Source organism: Pedobacter sp. UYP1 (assembly GCF_040547305.1).
Classification (GTDB): domain Bacteria; phylum Bacteroidota; class Bacteroidia; order Sphingobacteriales; family Sphingobacteriaceae; genus Pedobacter.
On record NZ_JBEPPL010000006.1, the window covers coordinates 186,664 to 207,258 of the forward strand.

A 20,595-nucleotide genomic window follows, 5' to 3' on the forward strand; every position below is an offset into this window, starting at 1 on the left:
CCATGGAAAACGAAAGAGCGAAAAAATTAATAGCGAAATACCTGAAGGGCGATTGTACAGCGGAAGAAAAAGCCCTTGTAGAAAGCTGGTATCTGAACGAGACTGCAAATGCGCAAGAAGAAATTGAAGAACCAGATTATCAGGAAATAGAACAGCATCTCTGGGCGGATATTACCAAAGAGAATCATAAAAAGCGCTTGTCCAGACAGCGCATCTGCAGTTATGCCGCTGCTGCAATCCTTATCCTGACTACTGCGCTATATTTTGGAACCAGATCAACCAGTTCTATATCACAAAATGGAACTGCAGATTTTGCCAAAACAGATATTAACCCCGGCAGTAACAAAGCGCTTTTAACCTTAGCAGACGGTTCAAAAATCGTACTGGATGATGCAGTTAATGGAGAGATTGCTAAACAATCAGGCTGCGTGATTACCAAGACTACCACTGGTCAGCTCATTTATACCATACAGGGCAGCCAGGTGGCAGCACTTAAAACGCAGTCTCTTTTGAATACAATTGAAACTCCTAAAGGCGGCCAGTACCAGGTTAATTTGCCTGATGGAACCAAGGTATGGCTCAATGCCGCTTCTTCTTTAAGTTTCCCGGCCAGATTCAGCGGTCTTCAACGTCAGGTAGTATTGAAAGGCGAAGCTTATTTCGAGGTTGCTAAAAACAAACATATGCCGTTTATCGTGAAAAGTGAACAGCAAAAAATAGAAGTGCTGGGTACTCATTTTAATGTCAGCGCCTACACAGATGAACACCAAATCAAAACAACACTCGCCGAGGGAAGTGTGAAAGTTACTTTATTGGCAAACCATCAGGAGCAGCTTTTAAAACCAGGTCAGCAAGCCATCACTACTAACCAAATTCAGGTAATCCCGGTAGATATAGAAGAAGCATTAGCCTGGAAAGACGGTCTTTTCATGTTTAATGATGAAAATCTCGAAAACATCATGAAGAAGGTAGAACGCTGGTATGACGTTGAGGTTGACTTTCAGCAGCAAGAACTGCGTCAAAAACACTTCAGTGGTACCGTATCCAGATTTGGGAAGGTTTCACAGGTTTTAAAAACATTGGAATTAACAGGATCAGTACACTTTAAAATAGAAGGGAGGAAGATTATAGCCGTTAGATAGACCACAACGAATATAATCTCAATTAAAAAAAAGTCAGTGATGCTGCAAACATCACTGACCGGAATGCGGCGTAAACCGCAGATTTATTGGGATTAATTAAATAAACCAGGATAGCGTATTCAAAACCCACAACAAACGATCAAATGTATACAATTTATACTATTTTTTTTCGCAGGTTAAGTCCCTGCATTGCCAAATTTTTACCAGTTAAGCTGCCCGGTATTCCCGGCCTTGACCAAGCGTTTAAAAGACAATTAATAATGAGCCTGAAACTTACTACAGTTTTAATGATTACGTTTCTGTTGCAGGCGGCAGCCAGCAGCAATGCCCAAAATCTCTCTTTAATACGAAAAAATGTGGCTATTAAGTATATTTTCAGGGAGATCCGGAAACAAACGGGCTACAATGTACTTTGGGAGCAAGACAAATTACAGGCTGATAAAATGATCAACGCAAGTTTTAAACAGGCTTCTATTGATGAGGTTATGAAAACTTGTCTTGCAGGTCAGCAATTGACCTATGCAATTGAAGCCAATACAATTGTGATTAAACCCCTATCAGTTTCCCTGATCAATAAGGTGATCAGTCTTTTTAAAGATATTGAGGTCAAAGGAAAGATCATAGATGAAAAAGGTTTGCCGTTACCCTCAGTTTCTATCCAGATCAAAGGCACAAAAACCTGGTATAAAACAGATGAAAATGGAAACTTCCAATTTAAGGTACCCAATGCAGATGCAACGCTGATTTTCACCTATTTAGGCTATAAATCTCAGGAAATGCCAGTGACGCAACCGGGCAGCATGAACATTACCTTATTGCCTGTACTGGCAGACTTAACCGAAGTCGTGGTGGTTGGTTATGGTAAGCAGAAAAAAGCAAACCTGACCGGAGCTGTAGACGCGATCACTTCTAAACAACTGGAAAACAGACCTATTGCCAATCTTGGACAAGGTTTACAAGGACTTATTCCCAACCTGAATATTTCCATTGCCAATGGAAAAGCAGGTACGGCACCCGAATTTAATATCAGGGGTTATACTTCTTTAAACGGAGGAAGTCCGCTGATCTTAGTAGACAATGTACCTTTCTCTGCTTCAGAACTCTTAATGCTAAATCCGTCTGATGTGGAAAGTATCTCTGTGTTGAAAGATGCAGCATCTGCGGCAATCTATGGTTCAAGAGCAGCATTTGGTGTCGTATTAATTACTACTAAATCGGCAAAAACCGGCAAACTGAATGTGAGCGTGAATAGCTATACAGGCATCAGAACAATCGGTAAATTACCTGAAGTAGTGACTGATCCTTATACTGTACTACAAATGAAAAATGAGGCCGCATTTCCATTATACAACCCAGCCTATAACGCAAAATTAGTTGAAGCAGCCCATTTGCGCTCCTTAGATCCTTCCTTACCTAATGTAATGCCCGATCCGGCAGACCCGACCAAATGGTTTTATATCGGCAATACAGACTGGTTAAGAGAAGGTTATAACAAAACTGCAGCTACCTATAATGCCGGAGTAACGATTTCTCAAAAAAACGACAAATTAAGTTACTACCTGTCTGCAGGTTACTTCAGCCAGAATGGAATCGCCCGTGATGCTAAAGAGAAAAACAACCTGTATAACATGCGCGGTAAAGTGGATATCAATGTTACGAAATGGCTGAACATTGCCAATAACACCCTATTTAGCGCAGGTACTTATCAAGCACCGACTATCCTGGACGATCAAACTTATTTCCAGGCGATTAACCGCAGCAATATTACGGACATTCCTAAAAACCCTGATGGCTCATGGACTTCTGCAGGAGCAGGTTCATTGGGTGCAGTCAAAGAAGGTGGCAGAAAAAACATTACCAACCACACTGTTCAAACAACTTTTTCTTTCGATGCTTCTTTAATTAAAGATATATGGAGTTTAAAAGGTGATGCAACCTTCAGAAGAGTGGATACCCTGGTGAGATCTTATGAGATTCCGGTGGCTTATAAAATAGGACCTGACTTAGCACCCCCGCTCAATTCTACTTCCAGTGCAGCCAACAGGAATATTAATATCAAATACGATGTAGTCAATTTATATACGGAAGCACATAAAAAACTGGGCAATCATTTCATTTCAGGTTTGGTCGGTTACAATCAGGAACATTATATCAACACCAATTTTTATGCTTCCCGGAAATTACTGATTTCCACTGCTATTCCTTCTGTAAATTTAGCTACTGGTGATCAAACCATTACCGAGAGAATCGGAGAATGGGCAGTACAGGGGATTTTTTACCGGCTGAATTATAATTTCAAAGAAAAATACCTGCTCGAATTTAATGGACGCTATGACGGCTCCTCCCGTTTTGCTCCTGGTCAAAGATGGGCTTTTGTGCCTTCTGCATCCGCAGGATGGTTAATTTCTGAAGAATCTTTTTTCAAACCAATAAAGGAGGCTATCGGGATGAATCAATTTAAAGTAAGAGGCTCTTACGGTGTATTGGGCAACCAGGCCTCTGTCAATGAATACGATTACCTGGCCTTAATGGAAAGCAAAAAGAACAGTCAGATCTTAGATGGCAAGCAACCTGATTATGTGAACCCGCCGGCAGCAATATCAAGTAATTTCACCTGGGAAAAGGTTTCGACTATTAACATCGGTGCAGATCTGAATTTTTTCAACAATAAATTGGAACTAAATCTGGATAAATATACCAGGTACACAAAAAACATGCTTGTTCCCGGAAAATTATTGCCAGGTGTGTTCGGTACAGCCTCCCCTACCGCTAACTCTGCAGATTTAAAGACCAAAGGCTGGGAGGTCAGGTTGAGCTGGAGAGATGCCGTGCAGGTTGGAGGCTCACCGTTTTCTTATAACGCGACCTTTGCCTTAAGTGATAGCCGCGCCTATATTACCCGCTTTGATAATCCAACTAAATCATTTGGAAAAAAAAGCGATGGTAAAAGTAATTATTATGAAGGAATGGAGATTGGTGAAATCTGGGGACTGGAGACTGAAGGATTCTTTCAGAATGCTGAAGAGTTGAAAAATCATGCAAACCAGACCGCTGTAGGTACAGACGATCAGCGCTATCAATATTTTGTAGGCGATATTAAATTCAAAGACCGCAATGGTGATGGAAAGGTAGATTTTGGAGATAAAACAGTGAATAATCCGGGGGATCTTTATAAGATTGGAAACAGCCAGATCCGTCTTCCTTATAGTGTTGACCTTTCCGCAGCATGGAAAGGATTTGATGTGAGAGTATTTATACAAGGCGTAGCCAAAAGAGATTGGTATGCTGAAGGAAGTAATATTTATTTCTGGGGTATTTATGCACAACCCTGGACAAATGTGACAACCCAGAATATGGATCACTGGTCACCTGAAACTCCAAACGCTTACTTCCCAAGAATCAAAGCTTATTCGGCCGAAGATACGGGCGAAGAATTGGGTATCCCTAACACCAGATATCTGCAGAACGCGGCTTATTTGAGAGTTAAAAACATAACTATTGGTTATACGCTTCCCAAAAGTATATTGAAGAAACTCAAATTAGACAATGTACATTTCTATGTGAGTGGAGAAAATCTTTTTGAATATTCTAAACTGAAGGTGAAACTGGATCCAGAAGGATTGCAGGGTAATATCTACCCTTTTCAGCGTACGTATTCGTTTGGTATGAACCTTAATTTTTAATCAGATGTTATCAAGATATTATACCCCGCTGGTTATTGCTGTACTTACAATAACTATACTCACAGGTTGTAAAAAGAACTTCCTGGAAAGAGAGCCGCAAACCTCTATTAACCCTAAGTATTTTTTCAAAACTACTGCCGATCTGGAAACCTATAGCAATGGTTTTTATGAAATGACTGGAATTACATCTCTGAATGATGTGATGGAGCGAAAAAACGATGTATTTTCAGACAACCTCTCCGTTTTCCTGGGAGGCAGTGAGATTGACAACATGATCAGAGGGAAAATCAGTGCAACCACAGTTGCCCCTAAATCCTGGGATTGGCAGAATCTGCGCAGAATAAACTATATGCTCAATAATCTTCAGGATGTTCAGGGAGATAAAGCAACCGTAGCACATTTTACTGGTATCGCCCGTTTTTACAGAGCTGATTTCTATTTTGAGATGTTGAAAAGATACGGTGATGTTCCTTATTACACGACCGTACTGGAAGCCACTGATGAAACTGCACTTTATAAAAAACAAGACCCGCGCGCACTCGTTGCAGATTCCATCCGTGCAGATCTTGAATATGCTGTTAGCCATGTGAAGGCTGACGGGACTAAATCAAGAGTTACGAAATGGGCTGCACTGGCTATGCTTTCCAGGTTTTGTCTTTACGAAGGTACTTTCCGGAAATACCATGACGAGCTCGGGCTTCAGGCTAGTGCAGCCCCATTTCTGGAAAGAGCGATAACTGCTTCCAAAGAAATCATGAATGGAGGATTTTCAATCTACAATACGGGTAAAAAAGGGGAAGATTATCAAAAGATATTTACCAGTGCAGATTTGAGTTCCAATAAGGAGATTCTTTTTTACCGCGATTTTGATCAGGCTTTGAACCGCGCTAACGAAACACATTATGTTTTTGACTGGCAGTGGTCTATTAGTAAATCGATGGCTGATACTTACCTGATGCTGGATGGTACGCCTTTTACTTCCAGTGCTGGATGGGACACCAAACCTTATACTGAAGTTTTCAAGAACCGTGATCCAAGAATGGCCGTGACGATCATGCCTCCAGGATTTTCTACAACTTTAGGCAGACCAAATCTGATCAGGCCTACTTTTGGGGGTTATCCGCAAATCAAATTCTATGCGATAGATCCTAATACCAAAGTATATACTGAGTATTCAGATTTACCAATTTTCAGGTATGCAGAAACCCTGCTGATCAATGCAGAAGCTAAAGCAGAATTGGGCACGATTACGCAAAGTGACCTGGACCAGACGATCAACCAGTTACGTAGCCGTGCTGGCATATCTCCTTTGAATATGAACCTGGCAAATGCAAACCCAGACCCCGTACTGGTGACCATGTATCCGCAGATTTCCAATGGAAATAAAGGCGTTTTACTGGAAATACGCCGTGAACGTAATGTGGAACTTGCTTGTGAAGGCTTTAGATATACTGATTTATTGAGATGGAAAGCTGGTCAGTTGTTAGCAAAACCTACCCAGGGAATTTATGTCGCCAAATTAGGTGCAATGGATGTTACTGGTGATGGTGTGGAAGACATTGCAATTCTGGAAACTCCGGAAAAAACGGATCCGCTTGCTGGTATTCCTGCTGCTGTGCGGGCAAATCTGGTGTTGTATTACTTGAACAGTAACAGTTTTTACCTGAGTAATCAGACTTCAGGTTTTATCATGTTTCCAGAAAACATCAGTACGCCAAGATCATTTAACGAGGCGAAGTATTACTATTTCCCTATCCCCTTCCAGCAAGTATTACTAAACCCAAAACTGGTACAACCTAAGGGCTGGTAATCATTTGACAACAATCATTATTATTTGACAACAATCATTTAAGATCATCGGGCCTGTTTAAGCTAAACAGGCCCCTATAAAAAATCACCAGATCATGAAAAGAAGAAGCTTACTAAAAACTATCCCGCTTGCTGCTTTGGGATTGGCTTTCGGAAAGGCTGCTGAAGCAGCCACCGCCACAATTGAAACCTCAAGTGCCCCAAAAAGAAAATTGGTATTGACTGTGGCACACATTACTGATGTACATATCAGGCAATTCGAAGACGCAACCAGCAGATTCGAAAAATGCCTTCAGGAAATCAAAAATTTAAAAGTAGATTTCTTCCTCAATGGTGGCGATAGTATACATGCTGCCGATTATGATAATATCAAACGTGAGCAAGTGATAGAACAGTGGGCAGTTTGGGATAAATGTATCAGTCAGATATCTGGTTACGAATTACATAGTTGTATTGGAAACCATGATACCTGGTGGGCAGCTCCATCCAAAGAAGATGAGATGTATGGAAAAGACTATGTGGTTAAAAGATTAAAAATTCCAAATCGATATTATAGTTTTTCCAAAAACGGATGGCATTTTATTATACTGGATGGCAACAATAAAAACACATCACTCGATGAACAACAGTTCAAATGGCTGGAAAATGAACTGGAACAACTTGCACCAAATACCCCGGTTTTATTGATGTCTCATTATCCGGTATTAACAGTGACCAATACCTGGGAAGGCGGACAGCACGGTGATCATAAAGAACTTAAAAAGTTATTTTACAAGTACAAAGATAAAGTTAAAGTATGCTTAAGCGGACATCAGCATTTGCTGGACAGAGCTTGGTATAATGGTGTCGAATACTATTGCAATGGTGCAATGAGTGGTTTCTGGTGGGGTAAAGGCGATGAAAAATCTGCACAACCTTATTATTATCAGGAAACGCCTCCGGGATATGCCATTATCAAGTTATATGATGACGGTACTTTGGAGAATAAATATATCACTACAAAGATCTAATTAAATGGTGTTGAATACGCAGTTGTTTAGTACCGGACAGCTGCGTATTTCCCGGGTTTTTTAGCCGGGAATAAACCGATATTCAAAGAGAAAGATACCCCTGCCGATTTTAAACTTGCATCTCCATACCCGATCCCTGTCAATGGCAATTTTGCAAAAGGTTGCACCCCTACACTAACCGATGGCGTGAGCTGATGGTCAAAACTAACTGACACATTTGCGATTCCGAAAAGATGCTGATTCTGATTGTCAATTTCCAGATTGGTCACCTTCTCTGCTGCTCCTTGTCCTGTTGTAAACTGATACTTTTCTTTCAGCATAAAATAACTGGAAAGTCCTGTATTTAAACTTACTGATAGTTTTTTCTGATTAAATATTTTATAATTTACATTCAATGGGATATCCAGTACATTACAATCTGCACTCACCTGCCAGTCTGAACCTGGTACATAACCAGTGTTGCCCCATGGTGCTCCCCCACCCGAATTATAGAATTTTCGTGAATAAATAGCACCTGATGTCATACTGAATTTAGTGCCAAAAGCATAAGTAGCCAGCACGCCCACATTAGAACTTACTTTAGATGGTTTACTGGATTTTGCAAAAGACATGTCAGGCGCAGCCATTGCACTTAATATTAAATCATTTTGTGGCTGTAAAGCTTTCTCCATTTTATTTTTCACACTACGTGCAATTTCTGAACCTTCCACTCTTTCAAATGGATCTTTACTATGCGCTAAAGCATTGGCCTTTCTGGCCAGGATAGCACTGTCAGTTTCCAAAGCTGGGACAGCTGATTTTGATTTAGTATTCGCTGCAATAGTCGTCGCAGACGTTATAACAGGAGAAATAGTCGTTATTACAGGGGAAACGGGGTTTAATAGAGGCGATACAGTTGTTAATCCAGGATTTAATACCGTTGATGAAACATTCAATATTGGAGCCGTTGTTCCATTAGAAGTCTTAATCCCCATAGGAGATCCAATCCTTAAAGGAGATCCAATTCCTGATTCAGCTAATGAAGAAGCAATTATCTGTTTGGTATTTTCAGCGATATATCCGTTTTGCACACCTGCAGACTTTCCAGCAGCTAATACACCTGAAATCGGTTCCTCCACATCTGGTTTTTTCATACCAGGCTTTTCCATACCTGGTACTTTCACACTTGTCTCTCCCGTACCTGTTACCTTCAATGAATCCTCAGTAGTTAAAGGAAAAACTTCTTTTCCTGGTTTCACCACGCGATTCGTAAGTGGATTCTTAACCTGCTGCTGATCTGAACTTACAGCAGCAAAGAAAATCCAGTATAAAGAAATCATCAATACAGCGGCAATACCACCCGCAGCATAGATCCACAGTGGAATTACTCTCTTTTTCTTCCCCCCGTCAAGCTTGCGCTCCATCTTTTCCCAATTCATTTCATCGAAAGGGATCTCAGGATCACTTAATCTATCTTTAAATAGCTGATCTATCTCGTTATCTTCATTCATCAGTATTTATTATTTTCTTTGCATTTCATTGTTAAAACCAGATTTATTTTCCATTATACCCAATGACCCTTCGCTCAACCTGTTGTAAATCGGCAGTTCCTTCTGCTGGCTTGTTTACATTCAAGACCATGAGTTTTTCTCTTAACTGTTGTCGTGCTTTAAATAGATTAGATTTAGATGTTCCTGTCGATATTTTTAAGAGACTGGCTATTTCTTCATGCGAATAACCATCAATAGCATATAAGTTAAATACAGTACGATAAGCCGGGGAAAGTGTTTGAACTAAAACCAGTAAATCTTTATAAGCCAGCTGTTCATAAATCGAAGCAGCCTGCCCTATTTCCTCATGATCATCTACATCATCGTGGTCTGAAAACTTCAGATTCATCCGGTAATGATCAATCGCTGTGTTTGTAATAATGCGCGCAAGCCATGGTTTAAAGGGTTTTTCAGGATCATATTTTCCAATATGAGTAAAAACCTTCAGAAACCCATCATTTAATACTTCGGCAGCATCAAAGTCATTTAAAGCGTACCGACGGCATATAGCCATGCAATAACTATAAAATTCTTTATAGAGCAGATACTGACTTGATCTTTCCTTATTGATGCACCCGCTAATGATACTTTGCACCTATTCTTATAATTTAACCTGCGCCATTTTCCTACCAATACGTTGCTTATAGACGAAAGGTTGCCAAACCTAATAAGAAAATTTGTTTTAACACCTAAAAACCTGTAGGACAGCTAATTATTTTTATCAACAATATTTTATTGCAACACCACACAACCTTTAGCTCTGTATCGCCGTAACCGCAATAATTAAAAACATTATTCACATTTATCCTCAACAACCATGAATTTATCTTTAAGAAAAAGTATGGCCTTTTGCAGCTTGACACTAATTGTTATGCTCTCGGCCTGTTCAAAAAACAACGACTCTACACCTGGTGGACAAGATCCTTACGGTAACCCACCCGTTACTGCGCCAGCCACAGCTAACCTTGCGCTCACAACCAATGCAAAATTTGGGAGTATACTGACTGATGCCAATGGAAAACCCCTGTATGCTTTTGCCATTGACGCCAATGGTACTTCAGGCTGTTCAGGTGCTTGTGCCATTACCTGGATGCCTTATTATGCAGGCAACGAAACTGCTCCTACAGGAATTACAGCAACAGATATCAGTACAATTACCCGCGCTGATGGCAAAAAACAAACCGTTTATAAAGGATGGCCGCTATACTATTTCTCTGGTGACTCCAATAAAGGAGATGTCAATGGAGATGGCTCAGGCGGAACCTGGTTTGTCGCTAAACCAGATTATGCAGTGATGTTCGCAAACAATCAGCTGGTAGGTGTCGATGGTAAAAATTATACCGCTGACGAAAAAGAAGGTACAGGAATTACCCAATACCTAACAGACGCAGCTGGCAGAACTTTATACGCATTTGCACCTGATAAGTTCAACCTGAATACTTATACCAAAGCAGACCTGAGTAACAATGGAACCTGGCCAATCTATGAATCAGATATCTTAAACGTACCCTCAGTAATTAAAAAAGATATGTTCGTACAGATTACAGCTGCGGGTAAAAAACAATTAACCTATAAAGGCCATCCACTCTATTATTTCGGACCAGATGCCAAACGTGGTGACACTAAAGGCGTCAGCGTAGGCGCAGGTCTGTGGCCAATTCTTACTGTAAATACAATTGCATTAACACCTTAATCTAAATACGATGTCAAAATTCACCTATCCTGTGATTACAATCATGATGACCCTTCTCATTTTATCGGCCTGTTCAAAAAATCAGGCTGATGAACCCAAGCCTGTGGTACCGGAAAAACCCGGTACCAAGGTTTCTTATGCCGAAGTACTGCAACCCCTTTTTCAGGCCAGATGTGCTGGATGCCATGCTCCGGGTAAAAGAGCATCCGCTGCCTGGAGTTTTAATGGCTATACCTCCGTTACTGGCAGCGCAGACAAAATTAAACAAGCTGTTTTAGTCAGCAAAACCATGCCGATCGGAGGGACGCTTTCTGCGGCAGAACTCCAATCTATCAAAGACTGGTTTGACCAGGGTATGCTCCAATAATTTTTTAATCATCGCCATATGAGAACATACTATCAAATGAAAACAAACTATATCATGAAAAGGGTATCACTCTTTATTTGCATCTGCCTGTCCGCAATTCATGCCCGCAGTCAGGATATTTTAATCAGTAAAAACGCATCGGTTTCTTTCTTTTCCAGTACGGTTATGGAAGACATAGAAGGAAAAAGCAATACGGCGAGTTCCGTAATCAACGCTAAAACGAAAGAGCTCATTTTTAAGGTCAGCAACACCTCTTTTCAATTCCAAAAGAAACTGATGCAAGAGCACTTTAATGAGAACTATATGGAAAGTGACAAATTTCCATTTTCTAAATTCAGTGGAAAAATCACAGATGATATTGACCTCAGCAAAGACGGAAATTATACGGTTTCTGTAGCAGGCAATCTGGATATCCACGGTGTGGTCAAACCTTACCAGGGCAAAGTAACCCTGGCTATTGTTCAGGGAGTAATTACTGCGAAAACCACCTTTAAAGTGAAAATCGAAGATCACCATATCAAAGTACCTACCCTGGTTTTCAAGAACATTGCAGAATTCGTAGAAGTACGCTTATCTGCAGTGTACCAGGCCAAAAATCCATCTTAATTCTCCTCAACCGACCATTTACGAAAACATTATAAAATGATACAAAGACAATTAACGCTATTCCGGAAAAAACTACTGCTGATAGCTTTGCTTTTCAGCGCCTTGCATAGTTTTGGACAGCAGGACCTGGAGAAAGAACTGACCAATACGAACCCGGTCCATGAAAAGGTATTTGCCACCTTCAAAGATACCAAATTAATTAACGGGCATACCAATGAAACGATCCATAAAAATGAGCTGGAATTTAAAGTGGATCATCGCTTTGGAGATATCGCAGGCAGCAACGGCGGGTTAAAACAGTTTTTTGGACTGGACAATTCCACTGATGTACGGATTGGTTTTGACTATGGACTGACCGACCGGCTGAGCATTGGTCTGGCCAGGGCAAAAGGTGCAACCGATGTACAACAGCTTTATGAAGGAAGCATAAAATACAGGTTACTGGAACAGACCACAGACGATTATATTCCTTTTGCGGTTACCTTATTTGGGAGCAATACGATTGCCGCTGTTAAAGCCAGTGATGATCCTGCCGCAGCTACTGCTTACCATAAGTTCAGTGACCGGATGAATTTTGTCAGCCAGGTTATTCTCGCCAGGAAGTTTAATTCAAACTTCTCCTTTAGCCTGACACCAACTTACCTGCATAAAAACTTTACCGCCTTCAGAGATCAGAATGATCTCTTTGCTGTTGGTGCAGGAGCCAGAGCTAAAATCAGTAAGCGAATGGCTATTGTGGTTGATTATTTTATTCCGTTCCGGAACAAAGACGACAAGGCTTATCTGGAACAAACCAGTGGGGTGAAATTTTATAATCCCTTAGGTGCAGGCTTGGAAATTGAAACAGGCGGACACGTTTTTCACCTGAATTTCACCAATGCAGCAGCCATAGAAGAGATGCAGTATATATCTCAAACAACCAGTTCCTGGCTAAAAGGCCAGTACCGCTGGGGTTTCAGTATTGCCAGAAGGTTTTCTTTTAATAAGAAAAAAGAGAAAATATAGGCTTTATTTTTTCAGATGTTGATGTGGCTCTCATTAATAGCCACATCAACATCTATTTTAACTGGAGATCTTTTCTTCATTAACTGGAGATCTTTTCTTCCAGATTTGCTTTTACAAAATCAAACCACTCTTTTCTCAAAATACTGAGAATCGCACTATCTCTTCTGCCACCATGTCCATCGGGCATGTGGTTACGCAGCACACCTTCAATTTTGCAGCCTATACTTTTCATCGCAGCTATACTTCTGTGGTTGCTGTTGTCTGCTCTGAATTCAACCCTTTCCATCCCCAACTCTTCGAAAGCATATTTTAATAAAAGATATTTACAGTTTTTATTAAGCCCGGTTCCCTGGAAATCACCACCATACCAGGTATAGCCAAAAAGCAGGGTTTTATAGGTTGGCTGTATATCATAATATCTTGTAGAACCAGCATAACTATTAGTTAGCTTATCAAAAATAATAAATGGATAAGAGTTTCCTTTTTCCTTATCCTCCATCGCTGCCTGCAGATAAGCTGTCAGACTTTCAGCACTATCCGGACGCGTTAATGAATAGTGCCATATTTCAGGCTCATTCAATGAAAAAGGCAATAAATGTTCATGGTCAGCTGGACTAAGCGGACGGATTAAAGCGCGTTCATTCTCTAATATAATCGTAGTTTCTTTCAGTAATTCGCTCATACCTTAAGGTAATAATTTTTCACTAAGATGCTATAAACAATTTAAAAACCTAATAAATTACATGCTGTAAATTGTTGATAAGTCCTGTTTCCAATTCAAATTCAGCTTAGGCTTAATATCGGAAACTTAAAGAGATATAAGGATACCAGCCCTCTTCAGAATGCCCGGCAACAAGACGTACAACTGTCATAGAAGCAGGAGCAAAATATAGTCCGCCACCTACACCATTGTGCCATTTAGTTGATTCTTCCCCTTTTTTCCAGACCCTGCCTATATCATGAAAACCAAGCAAGCCCAATTGCCCCGGTAATACATAACTCACAAAATCTGCCAGTTTAACCCGCATTTCAAGGTTATTATAAAAACTATGATCACCTGCAAACCTGAATTGACGGAAGCCCAGTAAAGTCCCTTCTCCACCTAAAAATGCAGATTGATAGAAGGGTTGTTTACCGACAGTTATTGCACCACCAAAGCGCTCTGCGATTACAAAATCAGACCTGCTATCGAGGTTTTTATATAAAGCAACACTTCCCAGGAACTGACCAAAGGTGTTAGCATATTTATTCAGACCGGTATAGCCCTGCAACTTCAAATTGATATAACTTCCTAAAGAAGGCAGGATTTCATTGTTACGGGTATTGTTGATAAAATTAACCACAACACCTGTATATAATTTATCTTTTGCAATGGTCAGGCTATCTGAAGAATGCAGGTTTGCACTATTGTTGATAAATCTTCCCGTATTGTCATCCTTATTGTAGCTATAATATTGAAAAGATGGCCCTACACTAAACGAAGACTTTGGCCGCTTCCAGCGCAATGCCGGATCAAACTGATATAAACTAAATCTTGCCCGGTAATAGCTGATCCCATCAATTGATTTATCAAAAGAAGTTTCATTCCCTGCTCCAAAGAAATTCTGTGTATTGTGCGGCGCATATGCACTGGCCTGCAGAATCAGATCTGCTTTTCCGAAAGTGTGCATCCATTCTCCACGGTAATCAAACTTAAAGGCCTTGGTACTAAAAGAGTGGATAAAAGAGAACTGCTGTGTATTTCCGTAAGGGAATTTTCTAAATCCAGGATTCATAAATTTAACAGAGAAGCCTAATGATAATCCATCATCATTGTTAAATCCGCCATTCAGCAAATACATACTTCTGTGGTATAAATCTGTTTGCTTGTAAGAAACATTGCCCGTATCATTTGACAATATTTTAGTAAACCTGCCAGCATCACCAGTAAACACAGCACTATCAATTTTATCATATAGTTTTACTTTGTGATAAGAATTCTCTACATGATAAGCTTTAACTCCATGCCCGCCGATAATACGCAATTTAATATCAGTTGATTTATTATTTAAAACAAGACTATCATTTCCATTGTGGGTATATAACCTGATTTCTTTTGTAATTTTCGGATCAAAAGTCTTGACGAACATTTGCGTTTTCACCTTTTTATTTTTTGATAACTGATGGATGTCCACAGTTAATCCGCCACCAGCAGCATCCGAAATTTCTATCAGTTCGCCTTTATCACTTGCTTGTATGTCTACGATTTTATTAAAGAAATGATAATATTCATTCATCATTTCAGGCAATTTTGCTCTTCTCTCTTTCAATTGTGCCAGCAGCTGATCATGGCGTAAAGAATAACCTGGCTCCGGCAATTTCCTTAATGCTTTTTCCAGCACTTCATCTGTTAAATCAGTACAGAAAGTATGAATGATATCCATCCACTGTTTTTCTGATAATTGGCTTAATAAACGGGTAGCCATTGCTCTGCTTTCCCAAACGAACCAGTTTACATCTTTCACATTTCTTTCATATCCCTGGATCATTGGCAACAGATAAGAAGACTGTGCATATCTGGGAATCAATCCCTGACTCAGATAAAACACCTGGTCACGGTCACGTGGAACGGGTTGATAAACGTCTCTTTCTCCCGATTTATCCAGTGTCCATCTCCACTGATCAAAATGTCTGTCCCAGTCCCCGATCAAAATATCCAGTGCTTTCGCTTTCAGGTATTGGGGCCCATCATAAGTATAGTCATTGTCCCTGGCCAGTTTCTTATACATTTTATAGGTATTGTCAGACTTGCCAGTCGGCTCCCTTTCTTCCAAAAGACAAAGCGTATTTTCGAATACCCTTCCGTATTTACCCAGGTTAGCATCCGGAGAAATCCACCCGATAATTGGATTGGCATGAGCCACACCTACAGCTTCAGCGATATCCGGTACAATTAATGCCGAAAACGGATGCTGTGCAGACATGTTATCTTTTAAAATATCCTTCGCAAAAGTCTCTCTCAGATTCTCTGGCAACAGGGATTCCGGATATTTCTCTACACTTCTCAATACCCACTCTTTTCCTTGCTTATCCACCATACGCAAAGAGTGCGACTGGAAACCACCACCGCGCTGCAGCGGAGTCAGCCCACCCTTAATTTCAGAAAGCCGGATTACTGGTACTTTAGTTTCCAATGCATATTCTTTCCGGTAATTTTCTCCGAAAAAGAAACGGTGAACTTTACTTACACTATCATATTTCGGATATATTTTGATAGAAATACTATCTTCTGTAATCACTTTCACTGTATTTCCAGATTCACGGGCAACAGGTACAAAGGGTTTAGTATAACTATAGACCTTTTTGACACCACGCTCTGTATACACATAAAAGTCATAACGCATATCATTATTCATCAGCAAATCGGCAATTACATAGCCTTGTTCTGATTCCTGGAAAATAGAGTTTTTACCTTTCTTATTGGCAGAATGTTTAGCCCCACCACCACTCAAGACCTGCAGGTTCAGTTGTTCACTTTTGATCAGCTGCAGGCCATGATCATGTCCCGAAAAATAAGTAAGGTTCGGATAAGCACCGAAAACACCGTTTATCTTTTTAATCATATCCTTATAAAAAGGATGCTTCAAATCTTCAGGACTCAAAAAAGAAGACCGCAGCAAAGGATACAACGAACCGATAATGGGTAAAGGGATATATAGATTTTTATTTAGTGAGGTTAAAGGGAAAATATGATTTTTCAAGGTGAAATATCCACCGTGTGCACCGTAACTCTGAAGCGGGTGATGATCGGCGAATAAAATAATTTTTCCCCGGTTAGCTTCCAGCAATTCCTGCATGCGGGCAATCACATCATCTTTAGTCTTGCAGCTGCATTCAGATTCAGGATTTTGTTTAGCGTAAGGATATAACCACCATTCGCTGTCAAAAGCGATAATCGTTAAATTGTCTGTCAATTGGATCGCAGTCGGATCAGGACATCCGTTCGGTGGGATCATTTTAAGTAAGGAGTCATTTTGCTCAGCCAGGTATTCTCCCTGACGGATAATTTTAGCTAAACCATCAGGCCCCATTTTATCCCAATCGTGGTTTCCGGGAATAAAATAAACAGCAGCACCCATTTGCCGCATCGGCTGAAATTGAGATTGCAAAATCTGCCTGGTGGTCTCTTCTTCTTTACTTCCAGGCAAGCCCATTCCTGCTGGATAAATATTATCTCCCAGGTACATCACTGTTGTTTTTCCAGCGATGACATGTTTCGCTGCATTTTTCAAAGACTCTCTTTGTGCAGTATTCATTTCACCGGCATCTCCAATAAAGATCACCCTGTATTTTAAAGAATCCTGTGCTTTAACAAAAGAAGAACTGAGTAAAAAGAAGAGTAAGAGCGTAACGTTTCTCATGGGATATATTTGTTTTTTTTATCTTTTATGAAGCTATCATGGTTTGATTTTCATCCGTTATGTCATTTGAAAAGCCAGGATCATTTCCTATGCGGATAGCATTTATATGATGTTATAAAATTACAGCATTTCTAATAAAATAAAAGACTAAAACACAATGGTTTTTAAAGCTTGTTTAAACAGACATCAACTACTCCCAATTAAAAATCAGATTAATTTTTAATTTAAAATAACAGTAGATAACTTGCACTTCAATTTCGCCAGAATATGTATCGCTTTAATTTTCTTTTCTTCGGTTTGTGCTGCGTTTTTTTAACCGCGTCCGCACAACGCAGAAACACTTATTTTATCAAAAACAATGGAGCCCGCGTTACCGAACGTGACAGTGCTGATTTTATCCGTCACGTCATAGAACCAGATCCGGGCAGTGAATTGTACAAGGTTAAAGAATACTACCTGGATGGTACAGTAAAAAGCACCGGGTTTTCCAGCAGAATTTATCCTCCGGTTTATGAAGGGCCGCGCTCTGCATTTTATCCGAACGGTAATCTGGAGGAAACATCTCATTTTATCAAAGGTCATGAAATAGACACGACAACCAGTTATTATCCGGATGGCAAATTATACAGTGTACGGGTATACAGCATTACTCCTGAACAGGCTAAACAATTGCTTTGGGTGTCACCTGATGAAAAGATACTAACCGTTAAAGACATGACTGGTAAAGATCTGACAGTCAGCGGAAATGGCGAATACATCGCTTATGACAATGATTTTAAAGAAATTCTGGAAAGAGGTCAGCTTAAGGATGGTCTGCACGAAGGGGTCTGGACAGGAAAAACAAAAGATTCTTCCACTAATTATACAGAGACTTATGTTCATGGTAAACTAATTTCCGGAGAAAGTATAAATGCCCGGCATATCACCTATAAATATACTGAAGCCTATATTCAGCCCGTATTTAAAGGTGGAATGAAGAGATTCTACAGTTATCTGGCCAACCATATTAAATATCCGCCCAGTTGTTATAAAGCAGGTATTCAAGGGGTGGCACAAATGAAATTTACCATAGAAAAAGATGGCACCCTCACCGACATCAAAGTCTTGAATGCCATACATCCGGATATTGCAGCAGAAGCAACCAGAGTGATGAGTGAATCTCCAAAATGGGAACCTGGAAAAATGAGAGGTGAGCCCGTAAGAGTGGCTTACAATATCCCGCTATCTTTTCATTTTTAACCGGGCTGGCTTTATCAAGTAGCTGTGCTGTTTTTTTACAGTTGCGTTTCCTTTGATATTGTTCGAAATTAGTCATACCTTTTTGTCGTCAATCCACAAGACCAGACTAAAACAAACTACACTATGGAATATTCAGTGCTTCAACCACGAAAACCTGAACATATTGCATTAAGCTTTTCAGGGGGTGGTTTTCGGGCAGCATCTTACTCGCTGGGCTGTTTGTCCTATATGGAAACTGTTTATATTGATGGTAAAAAACTGACTTCGCTTGTTCATTTTATCTCTTCCGCATCGGGTGGAACCATTACAAATTTAGCCTATACTGCCAGTCAGCGGAAGGGACAACCTTTTGATGAGTTTTATGACAGTATGACTAAACATATTCTGCACGGAACTAAACTAATCGACCGGGTTTTTAAAATCCTCAATGCAGAAAGCGCCTGGAAAAAACGCCCCGATAAATCAAGAAATATCATCAATGCATTTGCCATTGCTTACGATGAACTGCTTTTTAAAGAAGAAGTATTTGGTATTTACTGGAAACCTGTAAAAAACGGTGTTAAAGAAGTTTGTGCCAATGCAACTGAATTTGATAACGGTATGCTATTCCGATTTCAGAATGCCGGCCTGCCTGGCAATAAATTCCTCAGATTTAAAGGAGAGAAATATGCATTGGAAATCTTGAAGAAAATTAAGCTGGCTGATATATTAGCCTGTTCCTCTTGTTTCCCTGTAGGCTTTGAGCCTTTCGTTTTCCCAAATGATTTCACTTATAATCAGTTAAGTAAAAGCGATCTGGAAGCTGCGATAAAAACAGATCCGCGCTTTTCACCTGATAAGGGGGAACAATCCATTATCCCTCCACCCCATTTTGTATTAATGGATGGCGGAATTGATGACAACCAGGGGATTGACTCCTTTACAAAAGCGGAAGAAAGGCTTCAGAACAAAAATGTATTTGGTTATGACCTGTATATTACTTGTGATGTGAGCAGTAACTATACCAGTGGCTATAATTTCCCTGAGGAGAATAAAAAGAGCTGGCTGCAAAGACTTAACCTCCTTCAATGCTTGCTTATTTTAATCCTGTTTACCGGAATATGTATCACCGGTGTACTGACTAAAACTTTTGCCGGGCTATCATTTTCACTTTTAGGAATAAGTTCTGCTTTACTTTTGACAATCCTCTATTTTTCAGTCAGCGGTTTTTTTGCCTATCAAAAAGTACAGGAAAAAAAACAGACTTATGGCATCGTTATTCTTGGGCGTATCTCCTATTTCTTACGTTTGCGGCTCAGTGTCCTTTTGCAATTGATAGTTTCACGCGCTACCTCTGTAGCTTACCTTTCTGCAATTGTATTTCTCAAAAAGATAAGAAGAGTATCTTATGATAGATTATTTGAGAAGATTTCTGAACGGAAACTCAAAGCTGATGGCACTTTGCTGAAAAAAGGCGAAAAAGAAGACTTAGTTCAGCAAATAGAATTGAAACATTGGCGCCAGTTCAGCCTGATGAATGCCATCTATTCTCTGAGTCCAAAAAATGATTGTCAGCGGACCGCAGACCTTAAAGGAGAGCCCTGGTATAAAAAGAACCTGACTGTACTGGTCAACGGAAAAAAAATGAGTCTGACAGAGCTGATGAAACCCACTCCGGCTTTACAGCAAGTAGCTGAACTGGCAACAGAAATGGATACCTCACTTTGGTTCGACAAAAACCATCTGGCAGAAAACAGACCTGCTGCATTAATTGCCACCGGGCAGTTTACAACCTGCTATAGTTTGCTGCGTTATGCCTTCAGGTTTGATCAGAATGATCCTTACTGGGCTGACCTTCAAAACAGGCTGGCACAAGACTGGTGGGATTTTAATCAATCACCATTTCAGCAATACACTAAACCCTGATTTAATTCACATACCTGCTTTTCAAGTTAAGGATACCATTGTATTGTCAACTCCTGCAGGAGTACATATCCGCCGTACCTCAATTTATCATTTACTTAAAGGATGCTGCAAATAAATAATAACAAGAGAAAGTGCAAGAAAAGGAAGTTCAATAGCAAAACCTTGAAGATATAAAAAGCCAGTTAACCACTGGCTTTTTGAATAAAA

14 protein-coding genes are annotated in these 20,595 nt (G+C 40.1%); 10 read left to right on the forward strand and 4 right to left on the reverse strand.

The features are described 5' to 3' along the window. Positions 1-2 precede the first annotated feature (2 nt). The 4 genes from ABIB30_RS14455 (at position 3) to ABIB30_RS14470 (ending at position 7,644) form a co-directional block, all read left to right on the forward strand. Positions 3-1,142, forward strand: coding sequence for a FecR family protein (locus ABIB30_RS14455; protein WP_354303155.1), 1,140 nt, complete (start codon positions 3-5; stop codon positions 1,140-1,142). Between the two features lie 260 nt (positions 1,143-1,402). After that, positions 1,403-4,825, forward strand: a complete 3,423-nt coding sequence (locus ABIB30_RS14460; protein WP_354303157.1) for a TonB-dependent receptor — start codon at positions 1,403-1,405, stop codon at positions 4,823-4,825. 4 nt (positions 4,826-4,829) lie between these two features. Next, complete coding sequence (locus tag ABIB30_RS14465; protein ID WP_354303159.1) at positions 4,830-6,635, forward strand: RagB/SusD family nutrient uptake outer membrane protein; 1,806 nt, start codon at positions 4,830-4,832, stop codon at positions 6,633-6,635. A gap of 94 nt (positions 6,636-6,729) precedes the next feature. Further along, positions 6,730-7,644 (forward strand): metallophosphoesterase family protein, encoded by a 915-nt coding sequence (locus tag ABIB30_RS14470; protein WP_354303161.1) that lies wholly within the window; start codon positions 6,730-6,732, stop codon positions 7,642-7,644. 26 nt (positions 7,645-7,670) lie between these two features. Here ABIB30_RS14470 and ABIB30_RS14475 read toward each other — a convergent pair whose 3' ends face one another. Continuing rightward, positions 7,671-9,134 (reverse strand): outer membrane beta-barrel protein, encoded by a 1,464-nt coding sequence (locus ABIB30_RS14475; RefSeq protein WP_354303163.1) that lies wholly within the window; start codon positions 9,132-9,134, stop codon positions 7,671-7,673. A gap of 43 nt (positions 9,135-9,177) precedes the next feature. After that, entirely contained in the window at positions 9,178-9,768 is a 591-nt protein-coding gene (locus ABIB30_RS14480) for an RNA polymerase sigma factor (protein ID WP_354303165.1), read from the reverse strand. A 222-nt stretch (positions 9,769-9,990) separates the two neighbouring features. Between ABIB30_RS14480 and ABIB30_RS14485 the strand changes: the two genes are divergently transcribed. From ABIB30_RS14485 to ABIB30_RS14500, 4 genes are read left to right on the forward strand one after another with little or no spacing between them, the layout of a single operon-like run. After that, positions 9,991-10,866: a hypothetical protein gene (locus ABIB30_RS14485; protein WP_354303167.1), complete on the forward strand. Its 876-nt coding sequence runs from the start codon at positions 9,991-9,993 to the stop codon at positions 10,864-10,866. 10 nt (positions 10,867-10,876) lie between these two features. Beyond that, positions 10,877-11,233: a cytochrome c gene (locus tag ABIB30_RS14490; RefSeq protein ID WP_354303168.1), complete on the forward strand. Its 357-nt coding sequence runs from the start codon at positions 10,877-10,879 to the stop codon at positions 11,231-11,233. Positions 11,234-11,251: 18 nt separating this feature from the next. After that, positions 11,252-11,839, forward strand: coding sequence for a YceI family protein (locus ABIB30_RS14495; protein WP_354303170.1), 588 nt, complete (start codon positions 11,252-11,254; stop codon positions 11,837-11,839). Between the two features lie 36 nt (positions 11,840-11,875). Further along, positions 11,876-12,844: a DUF5777 family beta-barrel protein gene (locus ABIB30_RS14500; protein ID WP_354303172.1), complete on the forward strand. Its 969-nt coding sequence runs from the start codon at positions 11,876-11,878 to the stop codon at positions 12,842-12,844. Positions 12,845-12,923: 79 nt separating this feature from the next. On the opposite strand, the gene ABIB30_RS14505 is transcribed toward ABIB30_RS14500, so the two are convergent. Both ABIB30_RS14505 and ABIB30_RS14510 read right to left on the reverse strand, forming a co-directional pair. Next, positions 12,924-13,526, reverse strand: coding sequence for a GNAT family N-acetyltransferase (locus tag ABIB30_RS14505; protein WP_354303174.1), 603 nt, complete (start codon positions 13,524-13,526; stop codon positions 12,924-12,926). 112 nt (positions 13,527-13,638) lie between these two features. Then, complete coding sequence (locus ABIB30_RS14510) at positions 13,639-17,244, reverse strand: BamA/TamA family outer membrane protein (protein WP_354303176.1); 3,606 nt, start codon at positions 17,242-17,244, stop codon at positions 13,639-13,641. 267 nt (positions 17,245-17,511) lie between these two features. Between ABIB30_RS14510 and ABIB30_RS14515 the strand changes: the two genes are divergently transcribed. Beyond that, positions 17,512-18,483, forward strand: coding sequence for an energy transducer TonB (locus ABIB30_RS14515; RefSeq protein ID WP_354303178.1), 972 nt, complete (start codon positions 17,512-17,514; stop codon positions 18,481-18,483). Between the two features lie 123 nt (positions 18,484-18,606). Continuing rightward, positions 18,607-20,388 (forward strand): patatin-like phospholipase family protein, encoded by a 1,782-nt coding sequence (locus ABIB30_RS14520; RefSeq protein ID WP_354303180.1) that lies wholly within the window; start codon positions 18,607-18,609, stop codon positions 20,386-20,388. Positions 20,389-20,595: the final 207 nt, after the last annotated feature.

Bases quoted from the DNA above. Each gene is read 5' to 3' on its own strand.
- ABIB30_RS14455 (WP_354303155.1), top strand. From the start codon at position 3: ATGGAAAACGAAAGAGCGAAAAAATTAATAGCGAAATACCTGAAGGGC.
- ABIB30_RS14460 (WP_354303157.1), top strand. From the start codon at position 1,403: ATGAGCCTGAAACTTACTACAGTTTTAATGATTACGTTTCTGTTGCAG.
- ABIB30_RS14465 (WP_354303159.1), top strand. From the start codon at position 4,830: ATGTTATCAAGATATTATACCCCGCTGGTTATTGCTGTACTTACAATA.
- ABIB30_RS14470 (WP_354303161.1), top strand. From the start codon at position 6,730: ATGAAAAGAAGAAGCTTACTAAAAACTATCCCGCTTGCTGCTTTGGGA.
- ABIB30_RS14475 (WP_354303163.1), bottom strand. From the start codon at position 9,134: ATGAATGAAGATAACGAGATAGATCAGCTATTTAAAGATAGATTAAGT.
- ABIB30_RS14485 (WP_354303167.1), top strand. From the start codon at position 9,991: ATGAATTTATCTTTAAGAAAAAGTATGGCCTTTTGCAGCTTGACACTA.
- ABIB30_RS14490 (WP_354303168.1), top strand. From the start codon at position 10,877: ATGTCAAAATTCACCTATCCTGTGATTACAATCATGATGACCCTTCTC.
- ABIB30_RS14495 (WP_354303170.1), top strand. From the start codon at position 11,252: ATGAGAACATACTATCAAATGAAAACAAACTATATCATGAAAAGGGTA.
- ABIB30_RS14500 (WP_354303172.1), top strand. From the start codon at position 11,876: ATGATACAAAGACAATTAACGCTATTCCGGAAAAAACTACTGCTGATA.
- ABIB30_RS14505 (WP_354303174.1), bottom strand. From the start codon at position 13,526: ATGAGCGAATTACTGAAAGAAACTACGATTATATTAGAGAATGAACGC.
- ABIB30_RS14510 (WP_354303176.1), bottom strand. From the start codon at position 17,244: ATGAGAAACGTTACGCTCTTACTCTTCTTTTTACTCAGTTCTTCTTTT.
- ABIB30_RS14515 (WP_354303178.1), top strand. From the start codon at position 17,512: ATGTATCGCTTTAATTTTCTTTTCTTCGGTTTGTGCTGCGTTTTTTTA.
- ABIB30_RS14520 (WP_354303180.1), top strand. From the start codon at position 18,607: ATGGAATATTCAGTGCTTCAACCACGAAAACCTGAACATATTGCATTA.